Source organism: Streptomyces sp. NPDC004609 (genome assembly GCF_042873655.1).
GTDB lineage: Bacteria > Actinomycetota > Actinomycetes > Streptomycetales > Streptomycetaceae > Streptomyces.
The window spans coordinates 284,870-308,883 of record NZ_JBIALS010000007.1; the positions used below are offsets into that span (position 1 = coordinate 284,870).

The window sequence follows — 24,014 nt, forward strand, 5'->3', positions numbered from 1 at the left end:
CGGGGAGCAGGCGGTGCCTTTGAGCCGGACGGGCACGGTGGTTGGCCGGGGAGCTTCTGTCCGCTCCGGGCCGGCCGCAGCAGGATGGTGTGGCGCTGGAGGGGGGATGGTGCTGAGGATCTTCGACACCGACGAGGCGCCCAGGAAAGAGCGGGCGTCCATGTTCACCGAGGCCACGTCGCGTTTCCTGATGCCCGTACGCGTCCACCCGCTCGACGCGGACAACTTCCGGGCCCGTATCGGGTACATGCCGCTCGGGTCCGCCGAGGTGACCCGGGCGACGTGCAGCCCGATGACGACCGAGCGCACACCCCGGATGATCAGGCAGAGTGATCCGGAGTGCTACCACCTGGTCTACGTCCTGGTCGGACACCACGGCCTCGAACAGGGCCGCACCCGCTCCCCGGTAGAGCCGGGGGAACTGGTCCTGTACGACAGCTCACAGCCGTACAAGGGGACATCGGGCACGGCCCGGGACACGGGGCACACCATCGTGCTCCAGTTCCCCCACCGGTCACTCCGGCTCCGGCCCCGGCACGTACAGCACCTTCTCGCCGCCCCGTTCTCCGGACGGACCGGAGTCGGCCGGCTCCTCGCCCAGTTCCTCACCGGCGTCACACAACAGTACGCACACTGCTCGCCCGGGGAACTGGTACGGCTCGCCCAGACAGCCCTCGACCTCACCGCCGTGGCCCTGAGCCACCACATCGGCCGGGACCCGGAACTGACAGTCGAATCACGGCAGCACATCCTGTTCCTGAAGATCACGTCGTTCGTCGACAGGCACCTCGGCGACACGGACCTGTCACCGGCCGCGATCGCCGCGGCTCATGGAATCTCATCGCGTCACGTCCAGCGCGTCTTCCAGGCGCAGGGCACCACCGCGACCGACTTCATCCGCCGGCAACGACTCTCCCGGTGCCGCCGCGACCTGGCCGACCCCGCCCTCCGCCATGTCCCGGTCCACGCGATCGGCGCCCGCTGGGGCCTCACCCGGCCCTCCGGCTTCAACCGCGCCTTCCGGGCGGCGGTGGGGATGAGCCCCGGCCGGTACCGGATCACCACCGGCAGCCCACCACGGTCCACCGCGGACCAGGCCGACTCCACCGTCGACCGTCACGCATAGCGCCCCCGTCACACGGTCACCGAGAGTACGTCCGGGGGCGGCCCCGTGACGGCTCCTCAAACGCCGGAGGGGCTGGAGCTGCTCACCCTCGCCAGGAGAGTGCGTGAGGCCCGGGCACAAGGAGCCCATAGCGGTCGACCCCCTGTCGGGGCTCCGCCCCGAACCCCGCTCCTCAAACGCCGGAGGGACTGGATTGCCGCTCCCCCGGCACCCACTCAGCCGGTTCGGGTGGCCGCCCAGTACCGCTCAGGCCTGTCCGGCGATTGAGGACAGACCCGAGGCACGTCTTCCCGTACGGCCCCGGACGCTCAGGGACGCCCCGGTTGTGTTCCCTACGGCCAGGGGCGTCAAGGCCCGGCGATTCCCGCCGGTCGTACCATGTCCCGCCGGTGGCACCGGACATCGCGGCAGCCGGTGGAGCCGAGCACCGTGAGGCGTGGGCCGCGGCCGGCTCCGCGGCTGTCGGTGCCACCGCCACGGAACGGCACCGGCCATCGCCGTCCCGATCCGTCCGTACGCCTCGGGACGGGACGTCGAGGGTGCCGTCGAGGCCCCGGGTGCCCGGGACTTCGCCCGGAGCCCGGTCGCCGGGACCGTACCGCCGTGTCCAAACGGCCGCGGGCGCGTTGCGTATGTCGTACGATCCCCCCGCGCCGCGCAGGAGGTCACGCCCAGCGCCGACCCGCCCGCGGCCGTACGGCGAAGGCGGCGACACCGCTCGCCTCGCGGAACGGAGAGACTGTGACCCGGATCCCCGTGCCTGGTCAGGCCGTTGGAGAACCCGATCGGAGCTGGGGCAGACCGCCCGTACGGCCCGCGGTGAGCGAGGCCACCCGGTATCTGTGCGCCGGGGCCCATCTCGACGACCGCTACCGCACCGCGGTCATCAACGAGTTGTACGTCCACGAGGAGCGCTTCACCGCGCCCTCGTTCGGCGTCGACGCGGGGCGCGTCCTCGCGCACGCCCTTCTGGCCCGCCGCCATGAGGTCGGGTGGGCGTTCGGCGTGCTGGCGCTGTGGGTGCTCGCGATTCCGCTCACCCGCGGGCTGTCCTTATCCCTGCTGATTCCCTGCCTGCTGCTCTCCTTCTTCTCCTGGGCCCACGGCCGGCTCCGGACGGCACCCCTGCTCGTCAGGGCCATCGCCTTCGGACTGCGCTGGTATCTGCGGCTGGCGCTGGCCCTGATGCTGCTGTTCCTGCTGTTCTTCGGGATCGCCGGAATGTTCGAGGACGACGAGGAAGCCGCCCCCGACCCGCTCGCCGAGGAGTGGGACTACCCGCAGGAGACCACCACGGCGAGCGAGGACGGCATCGCCGAGCTCCTTCTGCCGTTCTCCGCCTCCGACGGCTCCGTCGACTCCGGCCGGGCACTGCTGGCGGTCTTTCTGTTTCTCCTGGTCACCTGTCTGGTGGGGCTCAGGCGCGGCCAGTTCGCCCGGCTGATGGCGGGCCCGCTGTCCCGGGACCGTTTCCCCGACGCGGCCTCCGACCCGGCCGAGGTGACACTCGGCCACCGGGCACGGCGGCTGATCGCCCTGGTGCGCCGGGAGCAGCACTCGCCGCTGGTGATGTACCACTCGGCGAACCCGTTCCGCGGCGCCGGAGACGCCTTCCGGACCTGGACGCTCGCCGTCGAACTGCGGCCCCGCAAGGACCGCGGGCCCGAGCCCGTCGACAACCGCACCATCCTGGAGCGCATCCGGCCGCTGGTCGAAGCCCTTCGGGTGCCGTCCGCCCACGGCTCGCCCGAGGCCGCCGAGGCGGTCCGCGACCGGCTGCGGGAACTGCTGGTCGACGAGTGCGTCTTCCTCCCCGCCGAGGGCATCCCCGGCCGGGACGGCGCACCGTACGACCACGACGGCTTCGCCCGGCAGTGCCGGGACGCCGTGGAGGAGGGCGGCGAGGCTCGCCGCCACTTCCTGCGGATCCGGGTCGGCGGCTGGGACGAGGAGGTCGTCGTCACCGTGTTCGTCCGCGTGCACACCCAGGGCGGGATGCTGATGCTGGAGGTCGCCCCGCATGTGCTCCTGCCGGTGCACCGGCGGTTCCGGGAAGCGGAGCGGACGGCACACCGCTACGCGAAGAACAGCGCGATCGGCAAGGCCGCCTGGGCGCTCACCCACACCCCCCGCTCCGCGGGACAGTCCGCCCTGACGATCGGCCGCTGGGCGGTCAGCGGCTGGGAGCGGCTGACCGGCGGCAACCGCGACGCCCTGCCGGACGGCCCCGCGCTCTCCGTGCGGGAGTACGCCAGCGACCCCGACGGCTCGCTCTTCCAGGAGATGGACGTCCTGCGGTATCTGAAGAGCATCGAGGACCGGGTGGCGGCCGGCGTCAAGCGGGCGCTCCACGAAGCCGGCTGGCAGACCGACGAGTTCGAGCAGAGGATCATCAACGTCAGCGGCGGTGTCTACATCGACTCGGCGAACAACAGCGCCTTCGGATTCGGTGACCACAGCACCGCCACCACACGCAACACCACCACGGGCAACACCACCAAGGGGGCAGGCCATGGCAGGGACTGACGGCGGTACGGGGCAGCGGGGCGGGGAGCCGGGGGCTTCGCGGGAGCCCGGGGCCCAGCAGCCGGGGACACCGCAGGGGATGAACATCCGGATCGGTTCCCTGGACGGGAGCGCCGTCAACTTCGGTTCCCACGGCTCCGCGACGACCACCCATGTGACGCACGCGGCCGTGGAGCCCGTACAACAGCGGGAGTTGCTGGAGGCGGTCCGGGCGCTGCGGGGGGACCTGGCGCGCTTCGCGGCGACGGAGGACAGGGAGATCCTGGACGCCGAACTGGTGGCGACGGAGGAGGAGATCACCGCGTCCGGCGCGGCCGACCGGACCCGGCTGCAGAGGCTGCGGGACTCCCTGGCGTCCGCCGGTGACGTGGTGGGCGCCCTCGGCTCGGGCCTGGCCGTCGGTGAACTGGTGGCCTCCCTGCTGGGGAGCTGACCGCGGTGGCGCAGCACAGGGCCCGGTGGAACGCGGAGACCCAGAGCTGGGACCGGGGCGGGGAACCGGCCGCGTACGCGCCCCCGCCCCCGCCGCCCCCGGGCCACGCGCCGGGGACCGGGGCCCCCGCCGGAGCGCGTGCGGGCTCACCTCTCGTCCGTACGCCCGTCGTGGTGGCGGCCGCGGCCGCGGTCCTGGCGGCGGCGGGCACGGCCGTGTGGCTCACCACGGCCGCGGGGGACGACAAGAACACGGCCACCCCCGGACCGGCCGCCTCGGCGGCACCGTCCGGCACGGACTCCGTGCCGTCGGAGCCGGACGTCTCCGCCGGCACGGCGGGGGACACCTACGCCTCGGAGGAGCCCCCGGGCGGCGAGGACACCGCGACGCCCTCGGCGTCGTCCCCGCCCCCGGCCTTCCGGATCACCGAGGACGAGGAGGGATTCACCATCGCCGTCCCCGAGGGCTGGGAACGCACCTCGGGCCGGAACGGCGTGTTCTACACCGCCGGGGACAGGCGCAGCCTGCTGCAGGTCTTCGTGATCTCCGAGACCTTCATGACCCCCCTGGGCGCGGTCCGGGCGGCGAGCGAGGGCCTCGCGGCGCGGACCGAGGAGTACCGCGAACTCAGCCGGGGCCCGGTGGGCGGCGGCCCCGAGAACCCGGAAGGCGACGCCGCCGAACTGCACTACGCGTACCGGAGCGAGGAGGCCGGCGGTGTACGCGAGTGCGTCGAGCGCGCGTTCACGGCCACGAACGGCACCAAGTACGCCGTCCTGGCCTGTGCGCCCGCCGAGCAGCCGGGCGAGCGGCACTCCGTGCTCACCACGGCCCTGGAGCACTTCGCCCCGGCCGCCGGCTGAGCACCGCGCCCGCCGCCCCGCGCTCCGGCCCGCACGGGCGGCGGGCCCGCCCGGTGACCGCCCGCCGCCCCGCGTGCCGCCCCCCGGTGGGCGAACCGGCAGGCGCGCGCCGCCGTCCCGGCCCATGCACCGCCTCACCTGTGCGGACCGCGTGCCGGGGAAGTCAGCGGCATCTCGTAAGCTCCCGGCCATGAACGGCGGGGATGCGGGAAGACGGGTCATCGACGGGCGGTTCGCGCTGGAGGCGAGGCTCGGCGGCGGCGGGATGGGCACGGTGTGGCGGGCACGCGATCTGGTCCTGGACCGGGCCGTGGCACTGAAGGAGGTGCGGCCCCCCGATCCGGCCCTCGCCGAGTACGACCCCGAGGGCGCGCGCACCCTGCGCGCCCGGGTCCTGCGGGAGGCCCGCGCGCTCGCACGCGTCGACCACCCCAACGTCGTGACCATCCACCACGTCGTGGACGGCGGCGAGGACACCTACCCGTGGCTCGTGATGGAACTGGTGACGGGCGGCTCGCTCCAGGACCGGCTGGACCGGGGGCCGATGGAGCCGGTCGGGGCCGCCCGGCTCGGCAGGGAGGTGCTGGCCGCGCTGCGGGCCGCGCACGCCGCCGGCATCCAGCACCGGGATGTGAAACCCGCGAACGTCCTGCTGAGGCCGGACGGCCGCCCCGTGCTCACCGACTTCGGCATCGCCGCCATCCGGGAGTCGGCTCCGCTGACCGCGACCGGGTCCATGATCGGTACGCCCGACTACATGGCCCCCGAGCGGATCACCGGGGACGACGGCGGCCCCGGCTCCGACCTGTGGTCGCTGGCGATGATGCTGTACGTCGCCGTCGAGGGGCACCATCCGCTGCGCAGGGGGACGACGCTGGCCACCCTCGCGGCCGTCCTCAGCGAGCCGCTGCCGCCGCCGCTGCGGGCGGGGGAGCTGACCGGGGTGCTGAGCGCCCTGCTGGTCAGGGACCCGGCCGCGCGGCCCGGTCCGGAGACCGTGGACCGGATGCTGGCGGACGCCGCGCACGGGATGCCGGCGCCGCCGCGGGTCGCGGTGTCCCCGCCGTCCGCCGGTGCGCCGCCGGACACCTCGTACGGACCGGAGTCCTCGTACGGACCGGAGACTTCGTACCGGCCGGAGACCTCGTACCGTCTGACGCCTCCGGGCGCCGCGGCGGCCCCGCCGCCGGGGGGCGTTTTCGGGCCACCCCTTTCCCCGGGCGGAGTGACCGGGGGTGGGGGCTCCGCCACCTTCCCCGGCGCGGACGCCCTGGCGTCGGCCACCGCGCCGCACCCGGCGGACACGACCCGGCGACGGGTGGTACGGCGGGTCGCGGTCCCGGCCTCGATCCTGTCCACGGTGCTCACGGGCGTGCTGGTGTGGGCGCTGCTGCCCGGCCCGGACAAGGACGACTCCTCGTCCGCGCCGCCCGCTACGGGGTCCTCCCGGCCGAGTGCGCCGGACGCCGGCCCCTCCGCTTCGTCCGGGCCGTCGCGGCCGGAACCGGACACCGGTAGCGGTACCGGTACCGGCGAGAAGCAGCCGGCGAATCTGCTGACACCCGACGGTATCCGGACGGCCGTGAAGGCGCTCAAGGCGGAGATGGGCACCGACCAGGTCGGCCGATGCGTCGTGTACCCGGAGCATGTGTCCGTGTGGGGCATGGCCAAGGGCAGCACGAAGCGGTACGACAGCTACACCTACCGCGTCGAGCAGGGAGTCACCCGTGATCCGATCAGCGGCACGCTGTCGGGCGGCGATCTCCCGGTCGGTCTGGACACGTTCGACTGGGATGTGGTCCCGGCGCTCCTTAAGCGCGCCGAGAAGGACCTGAACGTCAAGAAGCCGACCTCGCGTTACCTGGTGGTACGGCAGCCCAACGACACCTTCGACGATCCCGCCGGAATCGCCGTGTATCTCTCCGACGAGTACGCCGGCGGCTATCTGGAGGCCGACCGCAAGGGCAAGGTGACCCGGGTGATGCCGTCCGAATCCTGACGGTGCGGCCGAACAGCCGGAACAGCGGCCGGAATCGGACCCTCGCCGGTCGACGCTCCGGAGGCGGCACGGGACGCCGGGAGCCACGAGCGCGGTCGGAATCGGCCCGCCACCGCCCCCGCGTGGCCGGATCGGCGGTCGCGGGCGGCCGGAGCTTCCCCGTGCACCGGACCTCCCGCCGGGCCCGTCCGGGGCCGGGTCCGGCCCTCGTACCCGGTCTGCCTGCGGCTTCGCCCGGGACCGGGTGGACGTGCCGTACGGGCCCTCCCGGGCTCCCTGTGCCGCCGTCCGCTCCACGGACGGCACCGCAGCGTTCTCGGCCATATCCGGAGTGCTCGCCTCCGACCCACTTGACCGAGATCCGTCAAGCGCTATGGTCTGGACCAAGTAGTGATGTGGACGTCGAGAACACGCCGACTGCCGGTGCCCCCACGGCCGGTTGCCGCAAGGCGTGTTCACGTCCGTGTCTTCGCTGTCCCCCGACGGGGTCCGTGCGCCCACCGGCGGACCTCCGCAGTGAAGGAGCTGACATGCACGGGAAGAAGAAGCTGGCCATCGTCATCGGCGCGGGAGTCGCCCCGCTCCTCGCGGTGTGCCTGCCGGCGGGCACCGCCAACGCGCACGGCTACATCTCGTCACCCCCGAGCCGGCAGGCGCAGTGCGCCGCCCGCACGATCCCCTGCGGCGCGATCCAGTACGAACCGCAGAGCGTCGAGGGCCCCAAGGGCCTGCGGAGCTGCAGCGGAGGCAACTCCGGCTTCGCGGAGCTGGACAACGACAGCAAGGGCTGGCACGTCACCCCCGTCAGCAGCTCGACCAGCTTCAGCTGGCGGCTGACGGCGCGGCACGCGACCAGCACCTGGCAGTACTACGTCGGCGGCCGGAAGATCGCGGAGTTCAACGACGGTGGCGCCCAGCCCGGTTCGACCGTCTCGCACCAGGTGAACTTCGGCGGTCTGAGCGGGAAGCAGAAGGTGCTCGCGGTGTGGAACATCGCCGACACCGCGAACGCCTTCTACGCCTGCGTGGATGTGAACATCCGCTGATCCTCCGCTGATCCGGGGCGGGCGGGCCGCGTGCGTACGGCGCGGCCCCTCCGTCGCCGTATCACCCTCGTTCCTGCGTGGTTTGCGGCGAACGGCACCCCGTTCGCCGCAAATGTCACACCATCCGCCACACCCGTACGCGTATTGAACGAAACAGCTAAACGGATTAGCATGCGCGACTGAACCTTCGTACAGTCGGCCGCTCGCCCGGGGTGGCGGCGGAGGTGTCGCCGCTCCCGCCGGTGTCCGAGCGGGGCCGGGTGAGGTCAGCACCCTTGACCCGACAGGCGGCTGAGGAAAAGGAGCTCGCCTCAGTGGCGTCCCACCGTCGTGCCAAGCAGCCGAATACGCGCTACGCGAGCGTGCTCACCGTGACAGCGGCGGCCGCCGTGGCCATGTCGACCCAGTCGGCCTCGGCCGACCCGCTGCCCGACCCGAACAAGAAGGGCGTCAAGGCGCAGGTCGACCGGCTGTACGAGGAGGCCACCCAGGCCACCGAGAAGTACAACGGGGCGAAGGAGAAGGCCGACGGGCTGGAGAAGCAGGTCGGTGACCTCCAGGACGCCGCCGCCCGCAAGCAGGGCGAGCTCAACGAGATGCGCAACCGCCTCGGGTCGATAGCCGCGGGGCAGTACCGGGCGGGTGGTCTGGACCCGTCGATCCAGCTGCTGCTGTCGACGCAGCCGGACGCCTATCTGGAGAAGGCGTCGGACCTCGACCGGCTGAGCTCGCGCCAGGCCGAGGAACTGGACCAGTTCCAGGCGCAGCAGCGCCAGCTCCAGCAGCAGCGCACCCAGGCGGCGCGGAAGCTGAAGGACCTTGAGGACACCCGCACGGAGCTGGGCAAGAAGAAGAAGGAGATCCAGGGCAAGCTCGCCGAGGCCCGCAGGCTGCTGAACACGATGACGGCCAAGGAGCGCGCCTCCATCGTCGCCGAGGAGGACCGCGCCAACCGGTCCAGCGCCCGGGCCGACCTCGGCAACGAGGCCAGCGCCTCCCAGCGTGCCGCGGCCGCCTTCAACGCCGCCAAGAGCAGGGTCGGTATGCCCTATGTGTGGGGCGCCACCGGGCCGAACTCCTTCGACTGTTCCGGGCTGACCTCCTGGGCCTTCCGCCAGGCCGGCGTCTCCATCCCCCGCACCTCCCAGGCGCAGGCCAACGTCGGCACCCGGATCAACTCCATGAGCGCGCTCAAGCCCGGTGACCTCATCATCATGCGCAGCGACCTGAGCCATGTCGGCTTCTACGCGGGCAACGGGCAGATCCTGCACGCCCCCAAGCCCGGCGCCCAGGTGCGGTACGAGTCGATCGCCCGCAGTGGCATGCCCTTCATGTGGGGCGTGCGCATCAGCTGACCGCACGGTCCGGGCGCCGGGGCGCCGTCGTCCGGGGAAGTCGCAGGGGGTCCGGGAAACGCCCTCGCCGGGCACCGGACACCCCCGGCTTCCGTGAGCCCCTTCTTTCCGCGCGCTCCTGTGAACCCCTGTTTCCAGGGCGATGCGCGGCCCTGCGGCACAGGGCGCCGGGACCACGGTCCCGATCAGCCCGGGGCCGGTGCCGGGTGCCGAATGTCCGCGCCCGCTCCAGTGCGTGAGCTGGAGCGCCTCACCGAACCCCCGGCGGCGGGGTGCGGGCACCCGCGCCCGCACCGTGGTCGTGGAGATGCCGCTCCCGGCGGGCCCGGGCTGCCGCGGCCGGCGAGTGCCTCGCCGGGACACACCGCCTCCGGACCTGTCCGGGGGAGCGAGGCCGTACGGGCGGCCGACAGCCCCGGACCGCATCCCTGCGCCCGGTGAGCTCCCGAGCCCGACTTCTGCTTTGGCGCCTGCCGACGGTGTACGTACCGAGCCGGACGGCACGGGGGGCCCGGCCGGGTCCGTGCGCGTACGGCCGGGCGTACGGCCGACCCGCGACGGCGTCCATGACCGCCCGCCCGTCGCCCTCGGAGGCGTGCCCCGGCCCGCGACGGGAGCCCGGCCGGAGCCCGGCCGACACGACTCCGGCCGCAGCCGCCCCGCCGGTGCACGCCCCCCGGGGTGGAGACCGCGGGCGACCCGTCGGCGTGCCCTCTCCCGCGCCCCGGACGATTCCTCCGGACCTCCTCGTTCCCATGGCCGCCGAAGTCATGGACAAGGCAAACTGACCGCACGTACGGTCGTTATGGTCGTCGCCGCACACGGTGACGACCGTGGCCACGAACGGGATCCCGCGAAGGAGGCACCGCACACGGTCCGCCCTCCCCGGCGACGGCGCGGTCCCCGCACCGGCCGACGTGTCGCAGGGCGGTTGCCGGGCGACGAGGAGTGGCGCCCGGTAGGGTCCTTCGCCCCGGCCGTACCGGGCGATACGGCCCGGTCCCCGTACCCGTGACCGGCTCCACCCGGACCGCGCGGGCGGGAAACCGCCGTCACCCGACGCCCACACCGCAGATCCCAGTCCCCCGACGTGGTGCTCCCCGCACCGAACAGAGCCGCCCACGGAGGCAGCGTTGTTCTTCCCTCTCACCATCCGTGACTTCCTCGACCGGGCGACGACCGTCTATCCGGACCGCGTCGCCGTCGTCGACGAGCCCGACCAGCCCGCCGCGTCGTGGGGCACTCTCACCTACGCCGAACTCGGCCTGAGGGCGCGCCGGCAGGCCGCCGCGCTCGACCGCCTCGGCGTACCGGCCGCCGCCCGGGTCGCCGTCGTCTCGCAGAACTCGGCCCGGCTGCTGGCCTCGTTCTTCGGTGTCTGCGGCTGGGGCCGGGTCCTCGTACCCGTCAACTTCCGCCTCACATCGGCCGAGATCGGCTACATCGTGAACCACTCGGGCGCCGAGGTCCTGATGGTCGACCCGGCCCTGCGCTCCCTGCTCGACGAGGTCGACTGCAAGCACACGTTCGTCCTGGGCGAGGACGACGACCGGATCTGGGCCGACGCGTCGGACCCCCGGCCCTGGGAGGCGGACGAGACGGCGACCGCGACCATCAACTACACCTCCGGGACGACGGCCCGGCCCAAGGGCGTCCAGATGACGCACCGCAATCTGTGGGTCAACGCGAGCGTGTTCGGCTGGCAGGCGTCGGTCGACGACCGTGACGTCTATCTGCACACCCTGCCGCTCTTCCACGTCAACGGCTGGGGCCACCCCTTCGCCGTCACCGGCATGGGCGGACGGCACATCATGATCCGGCAGATCGACGGGACCGAGATCCTGCGGCGGATCGAGGAGCACGGCGTCACGTATCTCTGCGCCGCCCCCGCCGTGGTCGCCACCATCCTGGACGCGGCCGAGAGCTGGGAGGGCGAGGTCCCCGGCCGGGACCGGGTCCGGGTGATCGTCGCCGGAGCCCCGCCGCCCACGCGCACGATCGAGCGCGTCCGGCGCGACCTGGGCTGGGAGTTCATCCAGATCTACGGTCTGACCGAGACCGCGCCCCTGCTGACGATGAGCCGGATGCGCGCGGAGTGGGCGGAGCTGGACCCCACCGAGCAGGCCCGCCTCCTCGGGCGGGCGGGCGCTCCCGCCCTCGGCGTACGGCTGATGACCGACGACGACGGCGAGGTGCTCGCGCGCTCCAACCACAACCTCGACGGCTACTGGGACAATCCCGAGGCCACCGCCGAGGCGCTGGCAGGCAACTGGTTCCACACCGGCGACGGCGGGACCATCCAGGACGGCTATCTGACGATCGCCGACCGCAAGAAGGACGTCATCATCACCGGCGGTGAGAACGTCTCCTCCATCGAGGTCGAGGACGCGCTGATGTCGCACCCCGCCGTGCGCGAGGCCGCCGTGATCGGGATTCCCGACGAGAAGTGGGGGGAACTGGTCACCGCTCTGGTGGTCATCGACGGCGAGGTGTCCCCGGAGGAGCTGATCGCCCACTGCCGTGCGCGGCTGGCGGGCTACAAGTGCCCCAAGCGGGTCGAGTTCCGCCGGGAACTGGTCCGTACGGCCACCGGCAAGCTGCAGAAGTTCAAGCTGCGCGAGCCCTTCTGGGAGGGCCACGACCGCCAGGTCCACTGAGCCGGTGCCGGTGCCGGCACCCGTACCCGCGTACCGGGCGGACAAGGACGTCCCGCCGTGGTCATCACGACGACGGCGGGACGTCCTTCTGCTGTGAGGGGGCGCCGGACCGGCCCTCACACCGGATCCGGGCCCTCACAGCGGCTCCCGGCTCTCACACCGGATCGGCGGCCAGGGCCCGTACGACCCGGGAGGGGCTCGGACGCCCCAGGTGGTCCGCCATCCAGAGGCTGGTGCGGACCAGCGCGTCCAGGTCGACCCCGGTCTCCACACCGAGGCCGTGCAGCGGCCACACGAGATCCTCGGTCGCGAGGTTGCCCGTGGCGCTCTTCGCGTACGGACAGCCGCCCAGCCCTCCCGCGGAGGAGTCCACGGTCGACACCCCGGCCCGCAGCGCGGTGAGGGTGTTGGCCAGGGCCTGGCCGTAGGTGTCGTGGAAGTGCACCGCGAGCCGCGACGGCGGATGACCGGCCTCGCCGAACGCGGCGATCAGCTGCTCGACGTGGCCCGGTGTGCCCACCCCGATCGTGTCGCCGGGGCTCAGCTCGTCACAGCCCATCTCCAGCAGCCGCGAGCCCACCCGTACGACGTCCTCGATCGCGGTCTCGCCCTCCCGGGGATCGCCGAAGCACATCGACACGTAGCCGCGTACGGAGATCCGCCCGCCGCCCGCCCTCCGCGCCTTGGTGATCACCTCCTCGGTCATGGTCAGCGACTCGGCGACGGTGCGGTTGAGGTTCTTGCGGGAGAACGTCTCCGTGGCCGAGACGAACACGGGATCGACAGATAGCTCTGCGCCGCGGCCGCCGGGCCGATCCGTAGGCCGTCGACGCGTTCCCGGAGAAGCGGCGGCCCCGTTTCATCGGACGGTGAGGGTGTCGCTACGGAGCGCGCTCACGTCACCTACCGGACGAACGGTCAGTGTAAAGTCCCGTCCATGGCTAGTGTGAGAACCCCCCGTGCGAGTTCCCGCGACGACATTCTCCGCGTATTTGCCGAACATGTCGCCCGGCAGGGATACAGCGATACGAGCCTGAGCGAGATCGCCGCGGTGCTGGGTCTGAGCAAGGGCACGATTGTCCACCACTTCGGCAACAAGGAGCGCATGCTCCACGAAGTGCACTCCGCCTACTACGAACGCCGTTTCGCCGAGGCGGAGTTCATCCACCGCGAGCTGGACGACCCGGTCGCCCAGCTGGCCGCCGTCATCTACGCCCTGCTGGCGGCGCACCGCGACGACCGGGCGGCGACGATCACCTTCCTGCGGGAGTTCGTGCGCTACGCCGAAGGCGGCGGTCTCAGCGTCGAGATGCGCAGAAGGCGGATCGAGTACCGCGACATGGTGGTGGGGATCATCCGGCGCGGGGTGGAGCAGGGCGTGTTCCAGTCGAGCGATCCCACGCTGTCGGCACTGCACATCTTCGGCATGTGCGACTACGCCTGGACCTGGTACCGGCCCGAGGGCAGCAAGTCCATCGAGGAGATCGCCACGTTCTTCGCCGGTGATGTGCTCCTCGGGCTCTGCCGGGACCGGCGGGAGTCGCTGGCCGACGTCGACGCCGCCATCGCGACGGCCATCGGCACGGTGGTGCGCACCCCCGACCGGCTGCCCCCGAAGTCCATGGCGCGGGCCGCCGCCAAGTAGCCCCTGCCGGTGCGGACCGGCCCACCGGGACCCGTCGTACGGGGAGCCGGGTGCGGGCCGCCGCGCGGGCGCTGCCCGGCCCCCGCCGCCGGCCTCGGGGTCGCCGCGGGGAACACACGCCCGGGGGGTTCTTCTCCGTACGCACCCGTGACGGCCGTGACGGGACCCGCCGGGTCTACGGGCCGCCGTCACCGCCACGGGTGAGCGCGGATGGCCGGCTGTCCAGTGTTCAGGTGTTCAGGTGTCGGGCGCCCGGTGTGCCGGGCACCCGACACCCGGTGTCAGGTGATGTCGATGACCGTGCGCAGCGCCTCGCCCGTGTGCATCTGGCGGATGGCCTCGTTGATGTCCGAGAGCGGTACGTGGTGGGTGATCATCGAGTCGAGGTCGAGCCGGCCCGCGCGCCACAGATCGATGATCTTCGTGATGGTGCGCCGGACGTCGTCACCTCCGTAGAACGAGGGGAGGATCTTCTTCTCGTTCCGGCACAGCTCGAACATGTTGATGTCCGGCATGTCGGTGCGGGCGCCGACGCCGACCAGGCAGACCGTGCCACCGGTGCGGGCGGCGTCGTAGGCGGTGCGCAGGGTGGCCGGCTTGCCCACGGCCTCGAAGGTGTAGTCGAAGCCGAAGCCGCCGGTGAGGCGCTCCTTGACCTCGTCCAGCCCGTCCGGGCCGACCGCCTCGGTGGCCCCGAACTTCAGGGACAGATCACGGCGGTTGGCCGTGGGGTCGACGGCGACGATCTGGGCCGCGCCCGCCACCCTGGCACCCTGGACGATGCTCATCCCGACCCCGCCGAGGCCGATGACGGCGACGGAGGAACCGGGCCGTACCTTCGCGGTGTTGAGGGCCGCGCCGATACCGGTGGTGATCCCGCAGCCGATCAGCGCGGCGAGGTCGTAGGACACGTCGTCCGGGATCGGCAGCGCGCCCTTGGCGTCGATGACGGCCTCGTCGGCGAAGGTGCCGGTGCCGACGATGCCGGGGAGCAGCGTCCCGTCGTGCTCGAAGTTGGGCTTGGCGAGGTTGGCGTATCCGCTCAGGCACAGATGGCCCTCGCCCGACTTGCAGGAGGGACAGACGTCACAGGGGGGCATCCAGCACACGAGGATCCGGTCGCCGGGCTTGACGTGGGTGACGCCCTCCCCGACCTCCAGCACCTCGCCCGCGCCCTCGTGCCCGGGGACGAAGGGCGTGGGGTGGGCGAGCACCCCGCTCATCGCCGAGAGGTCCGAGTGGCACAGTCCGGCCCGGTGCATCTTCACCCGGACCCGGCCGGGCCCGAAGGAGGCGGTGGTGACATCGGTGACGTCGAGGGTCTTGTCCCCGGTGTGGTGCAGTACTGCCGCGCGCATGGAGGTCTCCTGGTGGATACGGGTCAGGCCTTGGCCGGAGCGGGGAGGGTGATGGTCTTGTTCTCCAGGTAGGCGTTCATGCCTTCGGCGCCGAATTCGCGGCCGAGGCCGGAGTTCTTGTAGCCGCCGAAGGGGCCTGCGGTGTCGAAGCGCTGGCAGTTGACGGAGTAGGTGCCGGTACGGATCTGCCGGGCGATCTCGATGCCGTGCGCGTCGTCGGCGGTGAAGACGGTTCCGGCGAGGCCGTAGTCGGAGTCGTTGGCGATCCGGATCGCCTCGGCCTCGTCCTCGTACCGGATCAGGCACACCACCGGGCCGAAGATCTCCTCGCGGGCGATCCGCATGTCGTTGGTGACCTCGCCGAAGAGCGTCGGTTCCACGAACCAGCCGGTCTCCCGGCCCTTCGGCACCCCGCCGCCGGTGAGGACCTTGGCGCCCTCCTCCTGGCCGACGCGGATGTAGTCCAGGACCCGCTGCTGCTGGGCCCGGGTGACCAGCGGGCCGACGACCGTCTCCGGGTCCGCCGGGTCACCGACGGTCAGGCCCGCGACGGCCGCAGTGAACCTGGCCGCGATCTCGTCGTAGCGGGAGGCCGGAACGAGGATGCGGGTCAGCGCCACACACGCCTGACCGCTGTTGGGGAACGCGCCGCCCATGAGCTGGGGCAGCGCGGCGTCGATGTCCGTGTCCTGGAGGATGATGCCGGCGGACTTGCCGCCCAGCTCCAGGGTGACCCGGGTGAGGTTCTCCGCGGCCGCTGCCATCACCTTCTTGCCCGCCGCGACGGAGCCGGTGAAGGCGACCTTGTCCACCTGCGGATGCGCGACCAGATAGGCGCTCGTTTCGCGGTCGGCGGGCAGCACGCTGAGTACGCCCTCCGGCAGTCCGGCCTCCTGGCAGATCTCCGCCAGCAGGAACGCGTCGAGGGGGGTCTCGGGGGAGGACTTGAGGACCACCGTGCAGCCGGCCAGGAACGCCGGGGCGAGCTTCGCGGCGATGGTGAACTGGGGTACGTTCCACGGCGTCACCGCCGCGACCACACCCACCGGCTCCTTGCGCACCAGCAGCGGTCCGCCGAGCCCCGTGCGCTCCTCCTCCCACACCAGGTCCGCCGCCGCGGCCAGGCTCGCGGCGATGACCGCGACCGGACCCATCGTCTGGGAGGTCAGCGAGTAGGTGATCGGGGAGCCGTTCTGGAGGGTGATCAGCTCCGCCATTTCCTGCCGGCGCGCGAGGAGCCCGTCCTTGATCCGGGTGACGATCCCGCTGCGCTCGGCGAGGGACATCCGCGGCCAGGGGCCGTGGTCGAAGGCGTCCCGGGCGGCGGCCACCGCCTTGTCCACATCCGCCTCCGTCGCGTGCGGCACCCGGGCGACCACCTGCTCCGTGACGGGTGAGACCACCTCGATCACGTCACCACCGGCGGGCTCGACCCATGCGCCGCCGATGAACAGCTTGTCGCGTACCACGATCTGGGACATGTCGTAACTCCTGAGGGTGTTGCATCGGGACAGGGGCCAGGGCTGCACGAGGGAGAAGCTGGAGCCGGGCCGCTCCAGCGGCCCGAGGGGTGACGGGAAGGGAGGCGCCGGCGCCGGGGGTGTCATGCCGGACGGACCCGCCCTCGCCGAGGCGGAACCCGGTGAGGCGGCCCTGCGTGAGGCCGTCTCGATGGGGCGGCCTCGGGTGGGGCGGATGCGCCCGGCCCGGGTCCGGCCGGTCAGGCGCGGTGCTGGCTCCGAAGACCCGCCACCTGATATCGGGGTGCCCCTCTCCGTCTCCGTCCCCGGCCGGGACCCTCCGCGTTCCGCCGGGCCCGGACCGGGCTTCCGGCACTTCTGCGGACCGCGGGCGCCACCGGGGCCGCGGCGGACCGCGGGCCGGTGAAGGACCCGCTCCCGACGGGGACGGCTCTTTCCCGCGTCGTGAGTTCGCCCATGGACTGAACCCCCTTCGACTTCACGAGGACAGCAACCACTAGCCGGTTTTTGATGCCGTCACCGTATCGACCGTCCGTACGGTTAGCAATAGTCGCGGCGGTGCGTCGCGCTCGGGGGCTCGGGGCGCCGATGCGCGGGACGCAGAGGCTTGACAGCGGGTGTCGTCGACTGAAAAGTAAAGAACCGGTCCGCTGCATGGAAACGATACACCGCTCGAAGCACGGCGAACATCAGTGAGGAAACTACTGAAAAACCCCTTCTGGTGACCGCGCAAGGCGAATATGTATGCGACAGTTCGGGCTGCCGCTCGGTGGCATTCTGCTGCCGACGCGGGGCTCGTGACAAGGAGGTCGACCATGGCCCTCGACACGGCGACGTCAGCACTCCTGGCCCAGCTCGCGGCCCAGCCCGGCAGAAAGCCGATCCACCAGAGCACCCCCCAGGAGGCCCGGGCCCAGAACGCGGCCCTGCGCGCGCTGTACCAGCCCCGGCCGGACATGGCCCGCGTCGAGGACCGCACACTCGGCGACGGGGACGACCGTTTCGACATCCGGCTGCTGGTGCCCGACGAGGCGCCCTCCGGCGTGCTCGTGTATTACCACGGAGGCGGCTGGGTCATCGGTGACCTGCCCGGATTCGACACCCTGGGCCGTATCCTCGCGCACCGCACCGGCTGCGCGGTCGCCCTCGTGGACTACCGGCTCGCCCCCGAGCACCGCTTCCCCACGGCCGTCGAGGACGCCTGGACGGCCCTGCGCTGGGTCGACGAACACCTCGCGGACATCGCCGGCCGACGGGTACCGCTGATCGTGGCCGGAGACAGCGCCGGCGGCAATCTGGCCGCCGTGACCGCCCTGCGGGCCAGGGACGAGGGCGGACCCGACATCGCCCTCCAGGTCCTGGTGTATCCCGTCACCAACAGTGACATGGACACCGCCTCCTATCGGGATCCGGCCAACCAACTCGTGCTCAGCAAGGACACGATGGCGTGGTTCTGGGACCACTACGCCCCTGCGGAGGCCGACCGGGTCCGTCCCGACGCCGCACCCCTGCGCGCCGCCGACCTCTCCGGACTGCCGCCCACCGAGGTGCTCACCGCCGAGCACGACGTCCTGCGCGACGAGGGCGAGGCGTACGCGGCCCGGCTGAAGGAGGCCGGAGTCCCCACGCGGCTGCGCCGCTTCGACGGGCAGATGCACGGCTTCTTCACCCTGCCCGGACTGCTGCCCGGCTGCACCGCCGCGGTCGACCACCTCGCCGAGGCCGTCGCCAAGCGGCTGGCCGAGCTGCCGATGGGAGTGGAGCGAGCGCTACGCCTCCCAGCCGGAGATCCTGCGCTATCTGGAACACGTCGCGGAGCGGTTCGACCTGCTCCGTGATATCCGGTTCGGCACCCGTGTGGTGTCCGCCCACTTCCAGGAGGACGCCGAGGTGTGGCGCGTCCGCACCGAGAACGGTACGGAACTGACCGGCCGCTACTGCGTCATGGCCACCGGCAGCCTGTCGGTGGGCAAGGACCTGGAGTCCGCGGGCCTGGAGGACTTCGAGGGCGACTGCTACCGCACCAGCCGCTGGCCCCACGAGGGCGTCGACTTCACCGGCAAGCGCGTGGCGATCATCGGCACCGGCTCGTCCGGAGTCCAGTCGATCCCCGCCATCGCGGAGCAGGCCGCCCATGTGACGGTCCTCCAGCGGACGCCCGGCTTCACCCTGCCCGCGTACAACCGGCCGCTCACCGACGAGGAGCGGCGCGCCGTCAAGGCCGACTACGCGGCGCTGCGCCACGCGTCCCGTACCTCCCCGCTCGGGATCCCCGTCACCGAACCGCCCACCCGGTCCGCGCTCGAAGACGGCCCCGAGGACCGCACGGCGCGGTACCAGGAACGCTGGGACGACGGTGCCATCTCCCGGCTGAGCGGTGCCTATACCGACATCGTCACGGACATGGACGCCAACGCCACGGTGGTGGAGTTCATCCACTCCAAGATCCGCGAGATCGTGAAGGACCCGGCCACCGCCGAGAAGCTCCTGCCGCGCGCGTTCCCCTTCGGCGCCCGCCGCACCTGCTTCGACACCGGCTACTACGCCGCCTTCAACCGTGACAACGTCGAACTGGTGGACGTCAGTGCCACGCCGATCACCCGGCTCACCGCCAAGGGGGTGGCGACCACCGACGCCGAGTACCCCGTCGACGCGGTCGTCTTCGCCACCGGCTTCGACGCGATGACCGGCGCCCTGCTGGCCATGGACATCCGTGGCCGGGGCGGACTCCCCCTGGGCGAGAAGTGGGCGGCCGGGCCCCGCACCTATCTGGGCCTCGGCACGGCCGGGTTCCCTAACATGTTCCTGATGGCCGGCCCCGGCAGCCCCTCCGTGCTGAGCAATATGGTCGCCTCCATCGAGCAGCACGTGGAGTGGATCGGCGACTGCACCGCTCCCTGCGCGACCGCGACGCCACGGTGATCGAGGCGACCGAGGAAGCCGAGAACGACTGGGTCGACCATGTCAACACGGTGAGCGCGGGCACCGTCTTCATGCGTGCCGACTCCTGGTACCTGGGCGCCAACGTGCCCGGGAAGCCCCGGGTGTTCATGCCGTACGTCGGAGGGGTCGGCCACTACCGGCAGACGTGCGACCGGATCGCGGCCAACGGCTACGAGGGCTTCTCCGTCAACGGCGCCTGACCGGCGCGGGCCATCGACTCCGCCCGGGGAGCCGATGGCCCGCGCTGCCCGCCCACGGTGGGTGTCAACGCCCTGAGCCCCCGCTTGAGGACCATAGCTGTCCGCAAGCCTCAGTAGCGTACGGGCATGGCTTCGACGACGAACCCCGTGCTGAGCGACCGCGCCCTCAACCGTGCCACCCTGGCGCGTCAGCTGCTGCTGCGCCGCGAGCCGAGGTCCGGGATGTCCGTGAAGCGGGCCGTCGAGCATCTGATCGGCCTCCAGAGCCGGACGCGCCGGCGGAGTCGGCGACCCTGACCGTGCAGCCCTTCGGGCGGCTCACCGGGGCGGAGCGCGACGCGGTGGCCGCGGAGGCGGAGCTGACGCTCACCACCCTGTCCACGGCCACCGCGTACGACATCCGGTTCGGCACGGTCCTGGAGTAGCGGCGGACCCGGACCCCGACAGGGCCCGGGCACAGGCCCCGGACCCGGGCGCGGAGCCAGGTACGGAAACCGGCGCGGCCCGGGACCCGGACGCCGGCACACCCTGGGGCCTTAGCACGGCCTACAGGCCCACGTCCCGGGCGCGGTGGTCGTCGAACGTCTCACGGCGCATCAGCAGCCGTGGCCGCCCCGACGCCACCGCCACCACCGGCGGCCTTCCCGTCATGTTGTACCCGGACGCCATCGACATCTGGTACGCCCCCGATGCGGGCACCGCCAGCACATCACCCGGCCGTACGTCCTCCGGCAGTTCCGCCGCCTCGGTGAGCACATCACCCGCCTCGCAGTGCCGGCCCACCACCGTCGTCGAGCGCATCGGTGCGGACGACGAACGCCCCACCATCCGCACGGTGTAGCGCGCCCCGTACAGCGCGGGCCTCGGGTTGTCGCTCATGCCGCCGTCGACGGCCACGAAGACCCGTCCGCCCGTCCGCTTGACCGCCAGCACCCGGTAGAGCGCGATCCCGGCCGGGCCCGTGATCGAGCGGCCAGGCTCCACCGTGAGCCGCGGCATCGGGAAGTCGAACTCCGCGCAGCAGCGCTGTAGTTCACCCTGGATCCGGCGGCCGTAGGCGCCAGGCGCCGGGGCCGGATCGCCCGGCAGATACGACACGGCGAACCCGCCGCCCAGATCGAGTTCCGGCAGGGCGATCCCATAGCGGTCCCGGATCCTCGCCATGAACGCGATGACGCGCCGCACCGTCTGCGCGTACGGCTCCGGGGACGTGATCTGGGAGCCCAGATGACTGTGGAGCCCGGTCAGTTCCAGGCGCGGCTGCCCCAGGATCCGGGCCACGGCGTCCTCCGCGTCCCCGCCCGCGATGGAGAGGCCGAACTTCTGTCCCTCCACTCCGGTACGGATCTTCTCGTGGCCGCCCGCCTCGATTCCGGGCAGCACCCGGACCATCACCTGCTGGGCCTCCGGCCCCGGCACCTGCGCCGCGAGCCTCGCGATCTCGCAGTCCGAGTCGATGACGATCCTGCCGACGCCGAACCGCAGCGCCGTCCGCAGATCCCGCGGTGACTTGGCGTTGCCGTGCAGCACGATCCGCTCGGCCGGGAAGCCCCGGCCGGCGGCCAGCTCCAGTTCGCCCGCCGAGCAGACGTCGAGGCCGAGGCCCTCCTCCTCCATCCAGTCCACGACGGCCCGGCAGACGAACGCCTTGGCCGCGTACACGATGTCCGCGTCCGGGAGGGCCCGCCGCCACGCCCGGGCACGGGAGCGGACCTCCTCCTCGTCGAGGACGTAGACCGGGGTGCCGTAACGCTCGGCGATCTCCGTGAGCGGGACTCCGCCCACGGCGACGTCACCCCCGGGCGCCAGCACGGCGGACGCGGGCCACACCGAGGGAGCGGCGAGTTCGGGAATCGACACCGGGACCGGGACCGCGGGTACAGCCGTCATCCGTACACCTCCATGAATCGCGGGTGAGCGTCAGTCGAGAAAGGCGTGCACCGCGGTGACCGCCGACCAGACGAAGGCGGCGGCCCCGGTCACCCGGAGCACTCCCATGGCGTCCCGGTCCCAGCCGTCGCGGCGCGCGCACGGCCGGACGGGCCGCTGGTCCGGCTCATGCGCGGAAGGCCGCACCGAAGCCCGGGCGGGAAGCGGGGGCCGCGCGGACGCCGGGTGCACGAGGGTGTCCGGGGCCGGCGCGGAAGAGAGCGAAGGGACGGGGGTGGGGGCGCTGAGCTGAGGGTCCACCGTCAGCATCGTCACCCCGAGGGGTTCGGCGAGCGTACGCAGCGCGGGCGCCGCGAGCCTGATCCACCGCTGGTCCGCGCCGAGGACGGCCGCCAGGCGCTCCCTGCTGGTGAATCCGACGGCGGTGCGTACGCCGAGCGGTGTGCGCATGAAGCGCAGCTGGTGTCCTCCGGCAGAGCCGAGCCGAACCGGCACGTACAGCGGCCCTGCCGGGCGGCGTTCGTCGGGGTCCGCGGTCTCCGCGTCCTCACGGGTGAGTGTGTCCATGATGTCCTCCGCCGGGGGTCGGGCGTGGTGTCCGGCAATCGAAGCTATGCCCCCGCGGCGGGCGGAACGCCGGTTCATGACGCGCTGCTGACCTTCCGGGGCCGGTATTTGACGCGCTCCTAGCGGCTTCCGGCGTCCTGGACCAGTGCCCGTACGCCGCGTTGCGGATCCCGTGCCCGGCCGGTCAGTCCGCGCGGCCGGTCGCCGCCACGGTCACCCCGAGTCCGATCATCGCGAATCCCCCCGCGCCGCCGACCATCGAGAGCCGTCGGTCCGAGCGGGCGAACCAGTTGCGGGCCGCCGCCGCGCCCAGGCCCCACAGCGTGTCGGTGATCAGCCCGATCCCGATCGGCACCAGCCCCAGCAGCAGCATCTGCGCGGGCAGGTTCCCGGCCGAGTGGTCCACGAACTGCGGCAGCACCGCCGCGAAGAACACGATCCCCTTGGGGTTGGTCACCCCCACCAGGATCCCGTCCACCACCGTGCGCACATCCCCGTGCGCGGGCTGCGCGGGAGGCGTGTCCATCGCGCCGACCTGCATCCGCCTGCGGTGCCGGAACGCCTGGACGCCGAGGTACACGAGATACGCCGCGCCCACGAGCTTCACCGTCACGAACACCGTGACGGACTGCTCCACGAGCGAGCCCACACCCAGCGCGACGGCCACGACCAGGACGTACGAGCCGAGCACATTGCCGAGGGCGGTGGCCATGGCGGTACGGCGCCCGTGCGCGAGGGCGCGACCGATGACGAAGAGGACGCTGGGGCCGGGGATGACGATGACGAGGAGGGACATCGCGGCGAACGCGAGGAGGCGGTCGGTGGACACCATGGGGGTCATGAGAACACGGGGGGCGGGTTCGGCTCCAGGGGGCGTCGGCGCGATTCTCGTGGTCCCGGGCCCCGTGGCGGGGCCGTTCCCGGGGCCCGGTCGCGGAGCCCGGTCCTCAAGCGCCGGACGGGCCGGTTCGGCCGACTCCGGTACGGGAGTGGCGGCACGTGCCGCAAGGAGCAGGCGGGGCGGCCAGGGGCGGGTCAGGGCAGGAGGCCGGCGCGGCGGGCGGCCACCACCGCCTCCAGACGGGTGTGGGCGCCGAGTTTGCGCATGGCGCTGCGGAGGTAGCCCTTGACGGTCTCGGGGCGCAGACCCAGGCGTTCCGCCGTCGCCGCGTTGGTCGAACCGGCCGCGACGCAGGAGAGGACGTCCAGCTCACGCGGGGCGAGAGTGACGGGGCGGACGTCCGGCGGGGGCTCCGCGCCCGCCGCGGCGAGGCGGCCGCAGACGCTGAGCAGGGTCTCCCTGAGGGCCGGGTCGGTGATCCGCGGCGCCAGGGCACGCAGCTCGCCGTGGGCCTCGCGGACCTCCTCCCAGGCGCCGGGCCCCGCGACCGGCTCCCGGACGAGGGTGAGCAGCTCCTGGGCCTGATCCCGGACGACGAGCGCCTGCTCCACATCGCGGGCCGACGCGACCGCCGCGTCGAAGGTGCGGTCGCCCAGGGGGACCGGCCGCCGGATCGCCCCGTACAGCACCCCCCGCACCTTGCGGCGTACGACGACCGGGACCGCGAGCACCGAGCGCAGGCCCTCGGTCGAGACCGGTGCGTCGTACTCGTGGCTGATGTGCCGGGCCTCGTGGTAATCGACCACCGCGCACGGCCGGGACAGCGCGATGGACTTGCCGCCCAGACCGTGCCCCGTGTTGATCCCGAGCCCGTGCAGGGCTCGGGTCTGCGCCCCGCTGACCTGCGCGATCCTCAGCCGCTGCGTATCGTGCAGCAGCCCTCCGAAGACGACCGGGAGCCCGGTCGCACGGCGCAGCCGCAGCAGCGCCGCTTGCATCTCCACCGCCTCGGCCGGATCGGACATCGCCCTGCTTCCTGTGGATCTGTTGATGGATTCCACCCCCCGATCGGGGGTGGTGAGAC

At 72.4% G+C, this 24,014-nt stretch carries 19 protein-coding genes and 2 pseudogenes; 14 read left to right on the plus strand and 7 right to left on the minus strand.

Features of this window, described 5'->3' with window-relative positions; genetic code table 11:
* Positions 1-106: 106 nt before the first annotated feature.
* The 8 genes from ACFYT4_RS10215 to ACFYT4_RS10250 all read left to right on the plus strand — a co-directional run bounded on the left by ACFYT4_RS10215 (position 107) and on the right by ACFYT4_RS10250 (position 12,005).
* A complete protein-coding gene (locus tag ACFYT4_RS10215; RefSeq protein WP_389267088.1) occupies positions 107-1,126 on the plus strand; it encodes a helix-turn-helix domain-containing protein in 1,020 nt (339 codons plus the stop codon).
* Positions 1,127-1,945: 819 nt separating this feature from the next.
* Positions 1,946-3,652, plus strand: coding sequence for a hypothetical protein (locus ACFYT4_RS10220; protein WP_389267089.1), 1,707 nt, complete (start codon positions 1,946-1,948; stop codon positions 3,650-3,652).
* Positions 3,639-4,085: a hypothetical protein gene (locus tag ACFYT4_RS10225; RefSeq protein ID WP_389267090.1), complete on the plus strand. Its 447-nt coding sequence runs from the start codon at positions 3,639-3,641 to the stop codon at positions 4,083-4,085. The genes ACFYT4_RS10220 and ACFYT4_RS10225 overlap by 14 nt, the downstream gene beginning before the upstream one ends.
* Positions 4,086-4,090: 5 nt before the next feature.
* Positions 4,091-4,948, plus strand: a complete 858-nt coding sequence (locus tag ACFYT4_RS10230; protein WP_389267091.1) for a hypothetical protein — start codon at positions 4,091-4,093, stop codon at positions 4,946-4,948.
* Between the two features lie 190 nt (positions 4,949-5,138).
* Positions 5,139-6,947: a protein kinase gene (locus tag ACFYT4_RS10235; protein WP_389267092.1), complete on the plus strand. Its 1,809-nt coding sequence runs from the start codon at positions 5,139-5,141 to the stop codon at positions 6,945-6,947.
* A 530-nt stretch (positions 6,948-7,477) separates the two neighbouring features.
* Positions 7,478-7,993: a lytic polysaccharide monooxygenase auxiliary activity family 9 protein gene (locus ACFYT4_RS10240; RefSeq protein ID WP_389267093.1), complete on the plus strand. Its 516-nt coding sequence runs from the start codon at positions 7,478-7,480 to the stop codon at positions 7,991-7,993.
* Positions 7,994-8,307: 314 nt separating this feature from the next.
* Positions 8,308-9,348 (plus strand): NlpC/P60 family protein, encoded by a 1,041-nt coding sequence (locus tag ACFYT4_RS10245; protein WP_389267094.1) that lies wholly within the window; start codon positions 8,308-8,310, stop codon positions 9,346-9,348.
* Between the two features lie 1,133 nt (positions 9,349-10,481).
* Positions 10,482-12,005: an AMP-binding protein gene (locus ACFYT4_RS10250; protein WP_389267095.1), complete on the plus strand. Its 1,524-nt coding sequence runs from the start codon at positions 10,482-10,484 to the stop codon at positions 12,003-12,005.
* Positions 12,006-12,159: 154 nt separating this feature from the next.
* On the opposite strand, the pseudogene ACFYT4_RS10255 reads toward ACFYT4_RS10250, so the two are convergent.
* Positions 12,160-12,780 (minus strand): annotated as a pseudogene (locus tag ACFYT4_RS10255) (hydroxymethylglutaryl-CoA lyase); the annotation flags it as partial.
* A gap of 162 nt (positions 12,781-12,942) precedes the next feature.
* On the opposite strand from ACFYT4_RS10255, the gene ACFYT4_RS10260 reads away from it, so the two are divergent.
* Complete coding sequence (locus ACFYT4_RS10260) at positions 12,943-13,650, plus strand: TetR family transcriptional regulator (protein ID WP_389267096.1); 708 nt, start codon at positions 12,943-12,945, stop codon at positions 13,648-13,650.
* A 281-nt stretch (positions 13,651-13,931) separates the two neighbouring features.
* Here the strand turns inward: ACFYT4_RS10260 and ACFYT4_RS10265 are convergent, their stop codons facing one another.
* Both ACFYT4_RS10265 and ACFYT4_RS10270 read right to left on the minus strand, forming a co-directional pair.
* Positions 13,932-15,008 carry a Zn-dependent alcohol dehydrogenase gene (locus tag ACFYT4_RS10265; RefSeq protein WP_389267097.1) on the minus strand — a complete coding sequence of 359 codons (1,077 nt, stop codon included), beginning with the start codon at positions 15,006-15,008 and terminating at the stop codon, positions 13,932-13,934.
* 23 nt (positions 15,009-15,031) lie between these two features.
* Positions 15,032-16,489, minus strand: coding sequence for an aldehyde dehydrogenase (locus tag ACFYT4_RS10270; protein ID WP_389267098.1), 1,458 nt, complete (start codon positions 16,487-16,489; stop codon positions 15,032-15,034).
* Positions 16,490-17,304: 815 nt separating this feature from the next.
* On the opposite strand from ACFYT4_RS10270, the gene ACFYT4_RS10275 reads away from it, so the two are divergent.
* The 5 genes and pseudogenes from ACFYT4_RS10275 (at position 17,305) to ACFYT4_RS10295 (ending at position 20,057) form a co-directional block, all read left to right on the plus strand.
* A complete protein-coding gene (locus ACFYT4_RS10275) occupies positions 17,305-18,327 on the plus strand; it encodes an alpha/beta hydrolase (RefSeq protein WP_389267099.1) in 1,023 nt (340 codons plus the stop codon).
* Positions 18,290-19,411, plus strand: a complete 1,122-nt coding sequence (locus ACFYT4_RS10280; protein WP_389267118.1) for a flavin-containing monooxygenase — start codon at positions 18,290-18,292, stop codon at positions 19,409-19,411. The genes ACFYT4_RS10275 and ACFYT4_RS10280 overlap by 38 nt, the downstream gene beginning before the upstream one ends.
* Positions 19,363-19,632: a hypothetical protein gene (locus ACFYT4_RS10285; protein WP_389267100.1), complete on the plus strand. Its 270-nt coding sequence runs from the start codon at positions 19,363-19,365 to the stop codon at positions 19,630-19,632. Before ACFYT4_RS10280 ends, ACFYT4_RS10285 begins: the two co-directional genes overlap by 49 nt.
* A gap of 126 nt (positions 19,633-19,758) precedes the next feature.
* Positions 19,759-19,902 (plus strand): annotated as a pseudogene (locus ACFYT4_RS10290) (winged helix DNA-binding domain-containing protein); the annotation flags it as partial.
* Positions 19,903-19,931: 29 nt separating this feature from the next.
* Entirely contained in the window at positions 19,932-20,057 is a 126-nt protein-coding gene (locus tag ACFYT4_RS10295) for a hypothetical protein (protein ID WP_389267101.1), read from the plus strand.
* A gap of 121 nt (positions 20,058-20,178) precedes the next feature.
* Here ACFYT4_RS10295 and lysA read toward each other — a convergent pair whose 3' ends face one another.
* From lysA to ACFYT4_RS10315, 4 genes are all read right to left on the minus strand, one after another.
* Positions 20,179-21,522, minus strand: a complete 1,344-nt coding sequence (gene lysA, locus ACFYT4_RS10300) for a diaminopimelate decarboxylase (protein WP_389267102.1) — start codon at positions 21,520-21,522, stop codon at positions 20,179-20,181.
* A 30-nt stretch (positions 21,523-21,552) separates the two neighbouring features.
* Complete coding sequence (locus tag ACFYT4_RS10305; RefSeq protein ID WP_389267103.1) at positions 21,553-22,089, minus strand: SAV_915 family protein; 537 nt, start codon at positions 22,087-22,089, stop codon at positions 21,553-21,555.
* A gap of 184 nt (positions 22,090-22,273) precedes the next feature.
* Positions 22,274-22,921: a LysE family translocator gene (locus ACFYT4_RS10310; protein ID WP_389267104.1), complete on the minus strand. Its 648-nt coding sequence runs from the start codon at positions 22,919-22,921 to the stop codon at positions 22,274-22,276.
* A gap of 203 nt (positions 22,922-23,124) precedes the next feature.
* On the minus strand, positions 23,125-23,955 hold the full coding sequence (locus ACFYT4_RS10315) for a response regulator transcription factor (protein WP_389267105.1): 831 nt from the start codon (positions 23,953-23,955) through the stop codon (positions 23,125-23,127).
* Between the last annotated feature and the right edge of the window lie 59 nt (positions 23,956-24,014).

Bases quoted from the DNA above. Each gene is read 5' to 3' on its own strand.
- ACFYT4_RS10215 (WP_389267088.1), top strand. From the start codon at position 107: ATGGTGCTGAGGATCTTCGACACCGACGAGGCGCCCAGGAAAGAGCGG.
- ACFYT4_RS10225 (WP_389267090.1), top strand. From the start codon at position 3,639: ATGGCAGGGACTGACGGCGGTACGGGGCAGCGGGGCGGGGAGCCGGGG.
- ACFYT4_RS10235 (WP_389267092.1), top strand. From the start codon at position 5,139: ATGAACGGCGGGGATGCGGGAAGACGGGTCATCGACGGGCGGTTCGCG.
- ACFYT4_RS10240 (WP_389267093.1), top strand. From the start codon at position 7,478: ATGCACGGGAAGAAGAAGCTGGCCATCGTCATCGGCGCGGGAGTCGCC.
- ACFYT4_RS10260 (WP_389267096.1), top strand. From the start codon at position 12,943: ATGGCTAGTGTGAGAACCCCCCGTGCGAGTTCCCGCGACGACATTCTC.
- ACFYT4_RS10265 (WP_389267097.1), bottom strand. From the start codon at position 15,008: ATGCGCGCGGCAGTACTGCACCACACCGGGGACAAGACCCTCGACGTC.
- ACFYT4_RS10270 (WP_389267098.1), bottom strand. From the start codon at position 16,489: ATGTCCCAGATCGTGGTACGCGACAAGCTGTTCATCGGCGGCGCATGG.
- ACFYT4_RS10275 (WP_389267099.1), top strand. From the start codon at position 17,305: ATGGCCCTCGACACGGCGACGTCAGCACTCCTGGCCCAGCTCGCGGCC.
- lysA (WP_389267102.1), bottom strand. From the start codon at position 21,522: ATGACGGCTGTACCCGCGGTCCCGGTCCCGGTGTCGATTCCCGAACTC.
- ACFYT4_RS10305 (WP_389267103.1), bottom strand. From the start codon at position 22,089: ATGGACACACTCACCCGTGAGGACGCGGAGACCGCGGACCCCGACGAA.
- ACFYT4_RS10310 (WP_389267104.1), bottom strand. From the start codon at position 22,921: ATGGTGTCCACCGACCGCCTCCTCGCGTTCGCCGCGATGTCCCTCCTC.
- ACFYT4_RS10315 (WP_389267105.1), bottom strand. From the start codon at position 23,955: ATGTCCGATCCGGCCGAGGCGGTGGAGATGCAAGCGGCGCTGCTGCGG.